General features: G+C 39.7%; 12 protein-coding genes. 3 read left to right on the top strand and 9 right to left on the bottom strand.

The annotated features are described in order from the left end of the window. Positions 1 to 8: 8 nt before the first annotated feature. The 8 genes from HKX40_RS09885 to HKX40_RS09850 all read right to left on the bottom strand — a co-directional run bounded on the left by HKX40_RS09885 (position 9) and on the right by HKX40_RS09850 (position 8,508). Positions 9 to 491 (bottom strand): VOC family protein, encoded by a 483-nt coding sequence (locus tag HKX40_RS09885; RefSeq protein WP_171589418.1) that lies wholly within the window; start codon positions 489 to 491, stop codon positions 9 to 11. After that, complete coding sequence (locus tag HKX40_RS09880; protein ID WP_171589417.1) at positions 484 to 2,679, bottom strand: alpha-ketoacid dehydrogenase subunit alpha/beta; 2,196 nt, start codon at positions 2,677 to 2,679, stop codon at positions 484 to 486. Before HKX40_RS09880 ends, HKX40_RS09885 begins: the two co-directional genes overlap by 8 nt. A 20-nt stretch (positions 2,680 to 2,699) precedes the next feature. Next, on the bottom strand, positions 2,700 to 3,524 hold the full coding sequence (locus HKX40_RS09875) for an SDR family NAD(P)-dependent oxidoreductase (protein WP_171589416.1): 825 nt from the start codon (positions 3,522 to 3,524) through the stop codon (positions 2,700 to 2,702). Then, positions 3,521 to 4,231, bottom strand: coding sequence for an ABC transporter ATP-binding protein (locus HKX40_RS09870; RefSeq protein WP_171589415.1), 711 nt, complete (start codon positions 4,229 to 4,231; stop codon positions 3,521 to 3,523). The genes HKX40_RS09875 and HKX40_RS09870 overlap by 4 nt, the downstream gene beginning before the upstream one ends. Continuing rightward, complete coding sequence (locus HKX40_RS09865; protein WP_171589414.1) at positions 4,228 to 5,004, bottom strand: ABC transporter ATP-binding protein; 777 nt, start codon at positions 5,002 to 5,004, stop codon at positions 4,228 to 4,230. Before HKX40_RS09865 ends, HKX40_RS09870 begins: the two co-directional genes overlap by 4 nt. Further along, positions 5,001 to 6,236, bottom strand: coding sequence for a branched-chain amino acid ABC transporter permease (locus HKX40_RS09860; RefSeq protein ID WP_171589413.1), 1,236 nt, complete (start codon positions 6,234 to 6,236; stop codon positions 5,001 to 5,003). Before HKX40_RS09860 ends, HKX40_RS09865 begins: the two co-directional genes overlap by 4 nt. A 2-nt stretch (positions 6,237 to 6,238) precedes the next feature. Then, the gene (locus HKX40_RS09855) at positions 6,239 to 7,180 is read right to left on the bottom strand and encodes a branched-chain amino acid ABC transporter permease (RefSeq protein ID WP_171589412.1); all 942 of its coding nucleotides are present in this window, start codon (positions 7,178 to 7,180) and stop codon (positions 6,239 to 6,241) included. A gap of 98 nt (positions 7,181 to 7,278) precedes the next feature. After that, complete coding sequence (locus HKX40_RS09850; protein ID WP_171589411.1) at positions 7,279 to 8,508, bottom strand: branched-chain amino acid ABC transporter substrate-binding protein; 1,230 nt, start codon at positions 8,506 to 8,508, stop codon at positions 7,279 to 7,281. 303 nt (positions 8,509 to 8,811) lie between these two features. On the opposite strand from HKX40_RS09850, the gene HKX40_RS09845 reads away from it, so the two are divergent. From HKX40_RS09845 to HKX40_RS09835, 3 genes are all read left to right on the top strand, one after another. Beyond that, positions 8,812 to 9,507 carry a FadR/GntR family transcriptional regulator gene (locus HKX40_RS09845; protein WP_171589410.1) on the top strand — a complete coding sequence of 232 codons (696 nt, stop codon included), beginning with the start codon at positions 8,812 to 8,814 and terminating at the stop codon, positions 9,505 to 9,507. Positions 9,508 to 9,601: 94 nt separating this feature from the next. Beyond that, positions 9,602 to 10,639, top strand: coding sequence for an ATP-binding protein (locus HKX40_RS09840; RefSeq protein ID WP_171589409.1), 1,038 nt, complete (start codon positions 9,602 to 9,604; stop codon positions 10,637 to 10,639). Further along, entirely contained in the window at positions 10,639 to 12,882 is a 2,244-nt protein-coding gene (locus tag HKX40_RS09835; RefSeq protein ID WP_171589408.1) for a S8 family peptidase, read from the top strand. Before HKX40_RS09840 ends, HKX40_RS09835 begins: the two co-directional genes overlap by 1 nt. A gap of 465 nt (positions 12,883 to 13,347) precedes the next feature. Here the strand turns inward: HKX40_RS09835 and HKX40_RS10915 are convergent. Beyond that, a partial coding sequence (locus tag HKX40_RS10915; RefSeq protein WP_171588563.1) for an integrase core domain-containing protein occupies positions 13,348 to 13,449 on the bottom strand: 102 nt, incomplete at its 5' end.

Below are 13,449 nucleotides of genomic sequence, written 5' to 3'. Positions count from 1 at the left end.
CCTCTTTTCTATAACATTAAGTCACTGCGATATTCACGAATATCAGCATACTGAACAAACTCTAAAATATTTCCCTCAGGATCCTCACAAAAAGCTAAGTAAACTCCAGGTCTTACTTCTACCTTTTGCGTACCAGTACTAAAGACAATGCCATTGTCTGATAGTTTTTGCATCATCTGCTCAAGGTTATCCACGATAAAAGTCAAGTAAATAGTATTCGCTCTCTCTAGGATAAATTTTGGTGAGTCAGCAACAGGCTGAGTAATATTTGAATGCAATAACTTGATACGTTCACCCCATGGAGTCTGTAGTCGAATCACAGTATATGACTCACAAGAAAGTGCTGTAGTCGCCGCCATCTCTGCAGAAATCACATATTTACTAATCACTTTCATGCCTAGTACATCTACATAAAACTGCTGTTGTTTATCTAAATCTAAACACGCTACTCCAACCTCCATAGGAGCGGTCATTTTCATCACTTCAGACATTGTCACCTCCCTGCGCTTGTTGAATACGAACAAGGGCTTGTTCTACCTCTTCTGTTCTAGCATGAGCTGCTCTCTCAAGCACCTTTGAAATACTAGGAGATGCCTCTCCTCCTGTTACTCGCTGAATAGGCTGATCTAGCCAATCAAACAAACGACGTTGAATTTCATCAGCTAACCACGCCCCATATGAAGTTCCCTGAGCTCCTTGTTCAACAATGAGCACATTATTAGTTTTCCTAACACTTGCCTCAATAGTTTCCCAATCCAAGCTTGCTTTATCCAACCAACGCAAATCGATAACTTCGGCATCCACTCCGGTATTTTCAACAGCATCCAATGTATGGTTTACCATCGATAAATAAGTCAAAACAGTCACTTTCGAGCCAACTCTTCGTATCGATGCTTTTCCAAAAGGAATTTGATAATCATAATCATCAATAGCGGCAGGGCCTACACTACTGTATAAGTCAATGTGTTCAATAACAAGTACAGGGTCTTTCATTGTTAAAGCAGCATTCATCAAGCCGACATAATCAAAGGGGGTTGATGCAGCTACAATTCTCCAACCTGGACTCGTCACAAAAATACCAGCAGGATCCATTAAGTGTTGAGAGCCATATCCAGAACCGATAGCTACCTTGGTTCGTAACACAAGTGGCATATCAATATCACCACCAAACATATGTCTTGCTTTTCCTACTTGGTTGAACACTTGATCAGCAGCAACCCACATAAAATCGGGATACATAAACTCAACGACAGGTTTATATCGACCATCCATTGCTAGTCCCCCAGCCAATCCCATAAAGGCATTCTCACTAATAGGTGTCCCCAATACCCTATTAGGAAACAACTCAGTCAACCCCTTCGTTGCACCATTCGTACCACCTTTTAAGCGGTGAACATCTTCCCCTAAAACAACAATACCAGCATCTTTTGTCATCTGATGTTTCATCACATCTGCTACGACATCAATAAACTTACGCTGTTCCACCTTACCTTGGTAGGAGAAAAGCTCCTCCGTTCTGACTCCATCCAACTCATGTAAATCACTACGAATACCAACATCTTTGAAATCAACATTAGGCCAAAGCTCTGGTTTGATTTGTCGCTTACCTGCTTTATCATCTGGAATCTGCTCGGTAAGTTTTTCCACAATCTTTTGCATAGCCGTCTTGATACGATGACGCAATGCTTCAATTTCTTCCTCTGAAATAAGCCCCCTCTCCACCATCTTCTGTCCTAGCAGAATGAGAGGGTCTCGCAGCCTCCATTCTTGCTCTTCTTCTTTTGAACGATACCCAAATGCACTACCAGGGAAGCCCCCATTTTGGTGGAAATAACGGTAAACATCCGCTTCAATAATGGTTGGCCCCTTACCTGCACGCATATGTTCTAGTGCTTGCTCCATAGCAATGGATACTGCCAGAGGATTCATTCCATCAACCTTCCAACTTGGAATATTAAAAGCCGAACCTCTTGCAGACAACCTTGGCTCTGCAGTAACTTCTTCTATATGAGTGGAAACTGCATAACGATTATTCTCAATAAAGAAACAAAGAGGAATTTTCCATGCTGCGGCTAAATTCATCGTTTCTAACACCGAACCGATATTAACTGCACCATCTCCAAAATAGGTCACCGCAACAGCATCAGTCCCTGCATGTTTGTGTGCCCATGCAGCCCCAGCGGCAAGAGGAACCCCCCCTCCCACAATAGCATTCGTCCCCAAAACACCTGCTTCTGACCATCGCAAATGCATGGAGCCACCACGACCTTTGCAAAAACCTCTTGATAGCCCCATAATTTCTGCTAAGGTTCTTTCCAAGAGTTCTTCTATTTCAACTGACAGTACATTTTTAGGATCAATACCTTCTTTGGCCACAAAGCCGAGAGCCTTACTTAAAAACTGATGATGTCCACGGTGAGAACCATTAATTTGGTCATCACTTCTAAGGGGAACAATAGACCCAGCGGCTCCACCCTCTTGTCCAATACTGGAATGGGCTGGACCATGTACCATTCCAGCCATAGCCAAATCTAGTACAGTTTCTTCAAATATACGAATTAAGTACATATGTGAAAGCAAGGTACCTAATTTCTTAGGATCAGCTTTTTTCCAATCCTCTTCTGTTACTTTCAACTCAACCCAAGTATTCGCTGGATTAAGAGCAATCATCTCTGCCATAAAATTCTCCTTACTACGTGCTAGATATAACTATAGGTAGACCATCCACCATCTATCACACTAATATTTCCATTAATAAAAGATGCATTCTTTGATACTAAGAATAGTGCTAATTGGGCGATTTCATGAATTTCCCCTAGACGTCCAACTGGCGTACGTTTAGTCAAGGCAGCTAAATCCATTCTTCCTCTAGCTACTAAGTCATCCACCAATGCTGTCTTGATATATCCAGGAGCAATAGCATTTACTCGTACTCCTTGGTTCGCCCACTCCACTGCTAATACCTTTGTCAGCATCGCCACCGAAGCCTTACTAGCACAATAAGCAGCCCTCTCAGGTGCTGCTACTACACCATACATTGAAGCCATGTTCAAAATGACACCATCGTGCTGCTGCGTCATATACTTTCCCACTGCTCTAGCAAAATAGAACACACCATTCACATTAATATCAATGGCTCTTCTCCACTCTTCTCCTGTCAACTCCAATGTTGGTTTATTCATTGAAACACCTGCGTTATTGATAAGAATATCAATACGCCCATAGTGCTTCACTGCGTCATCCACAGCCTGGTTTACCGCATTTTCATCAGTAACAGATAATGGATAACTAACAATCTCTACTTTCGGATTAACTACTTTTAAAGCATCCTCTGTCTCCTGCAAGGCATGAGCATCAATATCTATTAAAACTAACTTGACACCATTTACCGCAAAAGCATGCGCAATTGCCAAACCGATACCGTTACCCGCACCTGTAATCAATGCGACTTTACCATCAATACCTAAGAAATCCTTTCCCTTAGCAAATTGTTGTAAGGCTTCTGCCGAAATTACCGTACTCATACTGCCAACCAATCCTTAAATAATTGAGAATTAGAGGTTAATTCATCAGGCGTACCATGAAATACTATTTTTCCATGTCCTAATACACATACCTCCGTTGAAATTTTTAGTGCAATAGTCAGTTTCTGCTCTACAAGTACCACCGACACTCCACGTCGATGAATTTCTTGTATTGCTTCTCCTACGACCTCTACAATCTTAGGAGCCAGCCCTTCTGTTGGCTCATCAATAAGTATCACTTGAGGGTTACCTAGTAAAGAGCGACAAATTGTCAACATTTGCTGCTCACCCCCAGAAAGATTGCCTGCAAATGTATTCCTTCTCTCCTTGAGCCTAGGGAAGAAATCAAACATTTCCTCAACAGTCCAACTCGCTGTACCTGCTCTAGCACTCTGCATACCCATTTGTAAATTTTCATCAACCGTCAGATTACCAAAGACCTCTCTTTCCTCTGGGACATAAGCAATCCCAGCACGGGATATGTGATAAGGGGTATCTTTCGCCACATCTCTACCGTTTAATAAAATATGCCCTCCCGTCGCTCTCACTAGCCCCATAATAGTCTTTAACGTAGTAGAACGACCTGAACCATTACGCCCCAGTAAACTAACTACTTGATTTGACTTAACATCAAAACTGACCCCTTGCAAAATATGACTCTTACCATAATGAGCATGCAAATTTTGTACCGATAATAATGCCGTCATACTGTCACCTCACTACCCAAGTAAGCCTCTTTTACTAACTCATTATTTCTAATCTCCTCTGGAGTCCCCGTCGCAATAATCTCTCCATAGACCAATACACTAATTCGGTCACTTAAAGAAAACACAACATCCATATCATGTTCAACAATCATCAAAGACCTATCCTGTGTAACCTCCTTAATTAAATCGACAGCATAATCAGTCTCTTCTCTTGACATACCCGCCATTGGTTCATCAAGTAACAAAACAAATGGATCTGATGCCAATGCCATACCAATCTCTAAAGCCCTCTGTTCTGAATAAGAAAGCTCGCCAGCAAGTACATTTGCGTAATGAGCTAACCGTACTTTCTCCAATAATTGTTCCGTTTCCTGCGTAATCTGCTTAAACTTAGAAATTCTTTTCCAAAATGTGTAGTCCAAACCATACTTGTGCATTACCCCTAGACGTAGATTTTCAAAAACACTTAACTTAGGAAAAATATTGGTAATTTGGAATGAACGAGACAATCCTTGTCTATTAATTTCATTAGGCTCTAAATGATCTATTCTCTTCCCGTTTAAACGTATTTCTCCCTTTGTAGGTGTATATTGCCCAGAGATTAGATGAAAAAGCGTTGATTTTCCTGCACCATTCGGGCCAATAATAGCGTGTCGTTCCCCTTTTACTAACTCAAAGTTAACATGACGAATAATATGTGCCTCTCCAAATGATTTACATACATTGGACAGCGTCAATACTGCATCCGCTAAGGTTTCTGATTGATTTTTCATTCCATATCCTCCTTCTGATGCAATTGCCATTTTTTATTAAGAAATTGAATCCCCAATGTACCTGCTGCGATGAATAACAAAGGAACAATCCATGTTACTGCTGCACCAGGTAACCATTCATATCCCATAAAGTTGACTGCAGGCCATTCCGATAACCCTTGTAATTTAGCTTGATAATCTTGGTTCAAAATAATTGACAAGAACTCAACAAAAAACACCACCCCTATCGCAAATAACAAGGCACTGAGTAATCTTCCAGCTAAATAAGCAACCAATCGTGCTGCTGAATGATTGTGTTTATGTTTAAGCCACCAATCTCCTACTGAGAACAGACCTGTTGGCATATACATCATGACAAACACAAAGATAATTCCTTGATATAGCAACCAGTTTCTAGTCGTGTCAGATACCACATATCCAAAAAAAGACATTGCAGCAGCACCAATTGCTGGGCCTAAAAACGTTGCAATCCCGCCAATATAGGCATTCAAGACGACTTGTGCCGATAAAGAAATATCAAACAAAACATAGTTTGCTGCCTCATTATTCATTGCTAAAAGTGCACCTGCTAAACCACTAAATGTTGCAGACACCACAAATACCAATAGTCTTACTCTATGCACGTTGTATCCCATAAATTTGAGACGATGTGCATTTTCTCTCAAACCTACACAAAGCCGCCCCAATGGGGTACGAGTAATAAAAAATAAAATAGCAATACCTAATACAGTCCAGCATAAAACTAAGTAATAGACATGAATAGAAGATCCAAAATCGAATCCCCACGCAGGCATCCTCATAGATGCAATACCAGCCTCACCCCCAAATAAACTTGTTAAATGAGGTGCTAAAGCATGCAACAACTCCGCCAATGCCAAGGTAATCATTGAGAAGTACACTCCACTTCTTTGTGTGGAGAACCATCCAGCGAATAAGCCAGAAATACCACCAAAAACAGCCCCGACAATAGGTAATAAAGGAGTGGCTAATAATCCCTCGCCTGCAAAAGCATTCATGGCATGAATCGTTGCAAAGGTACCAATACCAAAGTAAGCTGCATGACCAAAAGATAGCATCCCTCCCTGCCCAGCTAATACATTAAATGCACTAGCAAATAAGGCAGCAATCAACATCTGAATACCTGCATTGACAAGAGAAGTAGAAACAAACAATGGCAATATAGCCAAAGCAATAATGAGTAATAAGATAGATATAATTTGTATTCGACGCATAACTACTCCCTATTTCCCATCAAACCAGATGGTCTTAACAACAACACCAAGAGCATTAACAAGAAAGGAATAGTAGCGGCTAAAGACGAAATCTTAAGCGTTAAAATACCTCCTATTTCCGTCGCCCAATTGCCTGCACCAATCAACGATAGTAAATCGGCAAGACTGTAATCTAGACCAACAGCAAAAGAAGTAATCAGTCCAATAAGTAAAGAAGCTAGCATAGCACCAGCTAAAGAGCCCAAACCTCCTACTACCACTACAACAAATACCATCACACCTAGCTCAAGGGCCATATTAGGATTGGTCGTGTAAAAAGCCCCTGCAATAGCTCCAGCCAAGCCTGCCAATGCAGCCCCAGCCCCAAACACTCCCATAAATACAAGCGGAACATTGTGTCCTAATGCTTCAACCATATTAGGGCGATAAATAGATGCTCGTACAATAATGCCTACTCTTGTTCTTGTTAGCAGCAAATAAATTAATGCGAACATGAGCAATGAAGTAATGCCAATGAAAATGCGATAAAACGGATAATTCGTGCCAAAAATATGAATTGCTGTGAAGTTGAGGGCTTCTGGAATTCGATAATCAACTGGATAATTACCATAAAATAATTTCACCAATTCTGTGATAATGAACGAAATTCCAAATGTCAACAACAACTGATGTCCATGTCCATGAGCATGTACTTTTCTCAACATATACCGTTCAATAATTCCTCCAATTACCCCTACGATAAGAGGAGAAATAATAATCGCTGGCCAAAATCCCACGACTTTTTGCAGCGTATAAGCAAGATATGCACCTACCATATAGAATGATGCGTGAGCAAAATTTAATACGCCCATCATCCCAAAAATAAGCGTCAATCCCGCTGACACCATAAACAGCAATAAGCCATAAATACTGCCATTTAGTAGTGAAACAACAAAAAACTCCATCGAGTCCTCCTTTTGAGGGACAAAAAGTCCTCGTTGGTCGAAATAAATCATTTCGACCAAATACTCAACAAACTATTAAAATGATTTAGATTAGATCATTAAGGTCTTTTCATCCGACAAGTTGATTCCACTGGATTAACCGCATCCGCCCCTGCGAAAACTTTCACTGGAGAAAATCCCATATCCGTACCGTCTACAGGATACTTCACATCTTTAGAGACCTTTGATACAACCATTGGCAATACAACTTGATGATCTTCTTTACGAATAAAAGTCTCACCCATTGGTGTGGTAATTTTTACTTTTTCAAGATTTAATGCCAACTTCGTCACATTCATCTCACCATTTTCAGCTGGCGTTTCTTTCAGTGCCTTTTCTAGCATCTGCATACCAAAGACCGTTTGAGGCTCCACATACGAAGGATAATGTCCTGTTTTTTCCTTATAAGCCTGAGCAAATTTTTCTGTATCAGCATTGAGTTCAATATTAAAAGCATGCGAAATATAATGCCCCATTGCCGTGGTTCCCGCATTAGCAATATTGCCAGGTTGATCCAAGAAAACCGTACCGAAACGAACCGCCAAGCCTGAATCTCGAGTAGCCTTCATAAGGAGCAATAAGTCGTTAGACCAATTCCCGGTAATAACTGTTTCAGCTCCACTTGCCTTAATTTTGCTTGCATAAGGAGCAAAGTCCTGAATACGGTTGACATCATGTAATGTACTTTCTACAACACTGTATCCGCCAAGTTCCGCAAAGTCCTTGATTGATTTCTGCATATCAAGACCCCACGAATAATTCTGATTCATCGAATATACTTTACTGCCTAATTCTCCAGCCTCTTTCATTGCTTGAACTAATGTTTTTACACGAATAGGGGCATTTGTTGTGAAACGGAAGTGGTAAAAATGACATTTATTTGCAGTTAATTCTAATGCCTCACCTCCCATATTTAAGTAAAGTACTTCCTTACCTGGGTGACGCATATTGTACTTACGAACATCCTCCGTAATTTGGCCAGCAACCGCAGAAGATGATCCTTGGATAATAATTTTGGCACCATCAGCAATTGCCGCCTTGACTTTGTCAGATGCACCTGCCGGACCGCCTTGATTATCATATTCAACTACCTCGATTTGTTCGCCATTCCAGCCACCAGCTTGATTAATCTTTTCTAACTGATATTTAACTGCAGAACGATAAAGCAGACCAGTAGATGCCTGAGGCCCAGATAGCGTCTCCACTAATGCAACCTTAAGTGGTGTAGCCTGTGCTCCCGCTGCACAAAGTAAACTACTCACCACGAATAAACAACTTTTATTTTTCATATAGACGTCTCCTTCAAGGGTATATGGTATAAAGACAATCAACTTATCATATATCTTTTAATAAGTTATCAGACAAGTTGGAAAGATTATCATATAATGAGGGAAACTCGTCAAATGAAAAATATGCTCTGCCATCTCATAATTTGATTTTTATTTTTATAATCAACAAGTTATCTTAAGTTAGGGATTTTCCCTAATATAAAAAATCTTTTATGAAACAACGACTATTCGTTTTTCATTTATACTTCTACTGTATTGGCTAGACATACCCTATTACAACTATTAAATTCGTGAGAAATAACGATGGAAACTAACCAAACACTATCAGCACATATCGCCAACTTACTTAAAACCGATATTGCCTCTAACTACACTGCAGGACAAAAGCTCCCAAGCGAAAAACAACTCTGTGAGAAATTTGATGTAAGCCGTTCTGTTATCCGTGAAGCAATTTCTCATCTAAAATCGGAAGGCCTGGTCAATGCTCAACAAGGTCGAGGGGTTTTTGTGAACGAAAAAGGAAAACAATCTTCTTTTAAACTTGAAACAACCCAATTAAATGATCCCATAGGCATAGCACAAATTTTAGAACTACTTGTTGCTATTGAAGGAGCTGCAGCTAGACTTGCTGCAGCTCGTCACAATTCAGAAGATTTAAAAAAGATAAAAAAAGCATTGGTCAGTATGGAATATGCTATTTTGCATGATAGGCTAGGAGATGAAGAGGATTTCCAATTCCACCAGGCTATTGTAGATGCTACACACAACCCACACTTTATTGCACTAAATGCTTATTTAGAACAACACGTCCGTAGCCTTATCCGACGAGCCAGAAGCAATACTGCACAATATCACGATAACCTTATTCAATATGTACAAAAAGAGCATCTGGCTATTTATCAAGCCATAGAAGAAAAAAATCCTGAAAAAGCTGCACAGGCAGCCGAAACGCATTTGCGTAACGCCTCAAAGCGTTTGAATACGTATATTGGTGGATGATATTTCTCTCAACACACATCACAAAATATTTTTGTCCCAAATATATTGATTTTGTCCCATTGATTATAGTATTATTCCTATCAGAGGTAATACTATGAGAAAAGCAGACATTATTGATTTAATTAAATACCATTACGAGAATAAGGAACCTGAGTTTAGAAATCAGACGATTGCTATTGCCCGAGATTTTGACCAATCGGGTGATGCTGAACTTGCTCAGTACATTATGAGCATTCTTTCTGACTCTACTCGTTTTGTACCTCAAGAAAGGGAGACAGACTCTACCTTATATCCAATTAAGCTAGATTCAAAGCCATTGCCTCTCCCCACCACTATTACCAATGACCTCAAAGGAATTATCAATGCCGTGAATCATAACATCGGCATCAATAAATTCTTATTCATTGGCTCCCCTGGCACAGGTAAAACAGAAAGTGCTAAGCAAGTCGCTAGACTCTTAAATCGTGAACTCCTAATGGTAGATTTTAGTGGTTTAGTCGATAGTAAACTTGGTCAAACAGCCAAAAACCTCACCCAAGTTTTCAATAAAATTAACCACCTGCCCTTTTTAAAAGGCTACATCATTTTATTTGATGAAATTGATGCTATCGCCCTTGATCGTATCAATCAAAATGATGTTCGCGAAATGGGGCGAGTAACTTCTACATTTCTAAAGGCGCTAGACAACCTTCACCCCGATGTTGTTATCATCGCTACAACCAACCTCTTCAACGACCTAGATAAGGCACTAACTCGACGATTCGATGCTGTAATTGATTTTGATCGGTACTCAAAAGAGGACAAAGTCGATGTTGCTACCATCATCTTAGAAGACTTTCTCAAACAGTTTAAAAATGCTGCCCGTGATATGCGGCTTTTCAAAAAAATCCTTCATAGCAGCACTAAACTTCCTAATCCAGGTGATCTCCGGAACATTATTAGAACCTCTATAGCGTTTAGTGACCCCAAAGACCCTTATGATTACCTCAAAAGACTATTAAGAAATCTACACGGAGGAAAAAACCTCTCTATCCAGCAACTACACAAACTTAACTTTACTGTCAGAGAAATCGAAGTGTTATCTGGAATATCCAAGAGTAGTGTATCCCGTGTACTAAATGAGGAGACCTAATGAATAATATTCTGACATTAAGGGGACAAAGTTTCCAACAAGCCAGTCGCACCAATAAGCCTGGACCGGTCACTATTCCCAATGGCTCTACCATTCAACTATCACACTTAGAGTCACTACATAATTGCCTAGTTAGGGTGAGTGAATTCTGGGCTCAAGAAGCGTTTATTGAAGGAGCATTAATCAGCGTCTATTACGACAGGATAGTGGCTAAAAGTAACCGCATCGGTGCATATTTTCGTGTTAAAAGTAATTCTCACTCTAATGATACGGTTGTCGGTGCTAAATTTAACAGCGATAAAACAAAACACATTATTACTCACTATATATCTCAAGAAACCCTAAATAAGACGATTGAATTATCGCATCAGGTCATAGCTCTCTTTCGACATACATTCCCTAGTGGCGTACTATCCTATCAAGACTTTAATAAAAGTAGCACGTTTGATAATTTACCGTATCCCAAGTATGGATTATCAAAGACCACCTTTAAACAACTCCTAAGAGACACTATTTTTGTCGAAAAATTTGACATTGAGACAGCTTCTCTCCCATCTACTAAAGAGGCTATAGTCTCCTTTTATGATGTGGATATGAATATCCATGACTTACTTGAAAAGTTAGATATTCATATTTCATCTGCCAATATGTTAGACGATACAACAGTACTCCTAGATGAGAAATATGTAGAACGAGTTTTCATACATATTCCCTATTTGGTATCTATGGCAGTAGAAGATTTCTCGACACTCTTTCCAGAAAACTTCCATTCAGCTGCTCAACAAATCTCGTCTTTTATTCCACCTCCTCACAATGAACCAACAATTGGCGTCATTGACACTTTATTTGACGAACAAGTGTATTTTAAGGATTGGGTAGACTATCATGACTGTATTTCTAGAGAAATTCGTAGAGAAGCCAAGGATTACGAACATGGTACAGCAGTATCCTCTTTGATTGTCGATGCACCTAATCTCAATAAAAACTTAGACGACGGATGCGGTAGATTTCGCGTGAGACACTTTGGTGTTGCTCTTCATAAAGGATTTAACTCTTTCTCTATCATCAAAAAAATCAAAGAAATTGTTTCTCAAAATACAGATATCAAAGTATGGAACCTCTCCCTTGGCTCTAATGATGAAATCAAAGACAACTTTATTTCCGCAGAAGCAGCAGTACTTGATGATATTCAATTTGAGTACGATGTTATTTTTGTGATAGCAGGAACCAATGCAAGTGACTCATCCTTACAACGAAAGAAAATAGGGGCACCTGCTGACTCTTTAAACTCGGTTGTTGTAAATGCAGTTGATTTTAGTGGACAACCCACCCGATATACCCGTCAAGGAGTTGTTCTATCCTTTTTTATCAAACCAGATATTGCTTACTATGGGGGAGGCAACGGTCAGTATATCAACGTTTGCAAACCATTAGGACTTGCTCATGTCACTGGGACTAGTTATGCGGCCCCATTTATTGCCAGAAAACTTGCCTATCTCATTCATATCATGGGACTAAGCAGAGAAGAGGCCAAAGCATTACTCGTTGATTCCGCTATTCAATGGAACGACAAAAAAACCTTTGAAGAAACAACTCTCATCGGCAACGGTATAGTACCCATCAAGATACAAGACATTCTCAGTACACCAGATGATGAAATTAAATTTATCGTATCTGGTGTGTCTGAGAAATATCATTCTTATAACTATCGATTCCCAGTACCTATCGTCAACCAAAAATATCCCTACGTTGCTAAGGCAACTATGTGCTACTTTCCCAAATGCTCTAGACACCAAGGTGTTGACTACACGAACACTGAACTCAATCTTCATTTCGGTCCATTGACCAATAACGGCATAAAACCTATCAATCGTGATAAACAGAATTTAGATGATGCCCCTGGCTATATCAAAGAAGACAGAGCTCGTGGACTCTTTAGGAAATGGGATAACATCAAGCACATCCGTGAGGTATTTTCGAGCCGAAAACAAGCCAAAGAGGTTATGAATAAAAGTAGTCCACTCTGGGGCATGAGCATCAGAACCCTAGAAAGACTTCACAGCAGAGATGGAGAAGGCATCCGTTTCGGTGTTGTCGTCACACTTAAAGAGATTAAGGGTGTTAATAGAATAGATGATTTTATAAAACAAGCTTCTTTACACGGATGGTTGGTAACTGAGTTAAGCATCAAAACACAGGTGAATATTTATAATAAACTTTCTGAGGAGATTGAGTTTGAGTGATTTAATACACACTATGGTTCGTCGTGTAATACATCCAATAGGAAATACAGAGTTTCATAAAGGATCTTTTAACACAGATACCCAACAGCAATAATAGTTAAATAGATATTCAAAACTACCGATAGTAATACTTTAAAAAGTCTACATTAACAATATGGAACAGTATAATGAGTAACCAAATTATTATCTACAACACAGGTGGCGATTGTAATAAAACTTTGCACTACCGCTTAATTTTCCTCATCTCGTCTGACCTCCTAACAAAAGGTGGATATGCTAATCCCTACCACCATGCAGGCTAACTGTACACTGACAGAACGCTCTTGGTAAATATATTTCTCCGCATTCCATCTTCACAGATGGTGCCTGTACTTTCTATCAAATTTGACATCAATAATCCATTGGCTTATCTAGAGCCTCAGACGCCCTTCAATTACAATTGTACCCATCCCATTTTTAGTACAACTAAGAAGTAGAAACGGAATGCATTTGTTTGTACATTAGGGGTGTTAAACCTTTTAGTGCATCATGGGGTCTTTGCGTATTATAAACAGTTAACCACTCTTC

The organism is Pelistega europaea (assembly GCF_013133775.1).
GTDB classification, from domain to species: Bacteria; Pseudomonadota; Gammaproteobacteria; order Burkholderiales; family Burkholderiaceae_B; genus Taylorella; species Taylorella europaea.
This window is presented reverse-complemented; position numbering and strand designations above follow the sequence as displayed.

What these genes read in the sequence shown, in the direction of transcription:
- HKX40_RS09885 (WP_171589418.1), bottom strand. Translation starts at nt 491, where the DNA reads ATGTCTGAAGTGATGAAAATGACCGCTCCTATGGAGGTTGGAGTAGCG.
- HKX40_RS09880 (WP_171589417.1), bottom strand. Translation starts at nt 2,679, where the DNA reads ATGGCAGAGATGATTGCTCTTAATCCAGCGAATACTTGGGTTGAGTTG.
- HKX40_RS09875 (WP_171589416.1), bottom strand. Translation starts at nt 3,524, where the DNA reads ATGAGTACGGTAATTTCGGCAGAAGCCTTACAACAATTTGCTAAGGGA.
- HKX40_RS09870 (WP_171589415.1), bottom strand. Translation starts at nt 4,231, where the DNA reads ATGACGGCATTATTATCGGTACAAAATTTGCATGCTCATTATGGTAAG.
- HKX40_RS09865 (WP_171589414.1), bottom strand. Translation starts at nt 5,004, where the DNA reads ATGAAAAATCAATCAGAAACCTTAGCGGATGCAGTATTGACGCTGTCC.
- HKX40_RS09860 (WP_171589413.1), bottom strand. Translation starts at nt 6,236, where the DNA reads ATGCGTCGAATACAAATTATATCTATCTTATTACTCATTATTGCTTTG.
- HKX40_RS09855 (WP_171589412.1), bottom strand. Translation starts at nt 7,180, where the DNA reads ATGGAGTTTTTTGTTGTTTCACTACTAAATGGCAGTATTTATGGCTTA.
- HKX40_RS09850 (WP_171589411.1), bottom strand. Translation starts at nt 8,508, where the DNA reads ATGAAAAATAAAAGTTGTTTATTCGTGGTGAGTAGTTTACTTTGTGCA.
- HKX40_RS09845 (WP_171589410.1), top strand. Translation starts at nt 8,812, where the DNA reads ATGGAAACTAACCAAACACTATCAGCACATATCGCCAACTTACTTAAA.
- HKX40_RS09840 (WP_171589409.1), top strand. Translation starts at nt 9,602, where the DNA reads ATGAGAAAAGCAGACATTATTGATTTAATTAAATACCATTACGAGAAT.
- HKX40_RS09835 (WP_171589408.1), top strand. Translation starts at nt 10,639, where the DNA reads ATGAATAATATTCTGACATTAAGGGGACAAAGTTTCCAACAAGCCAGT.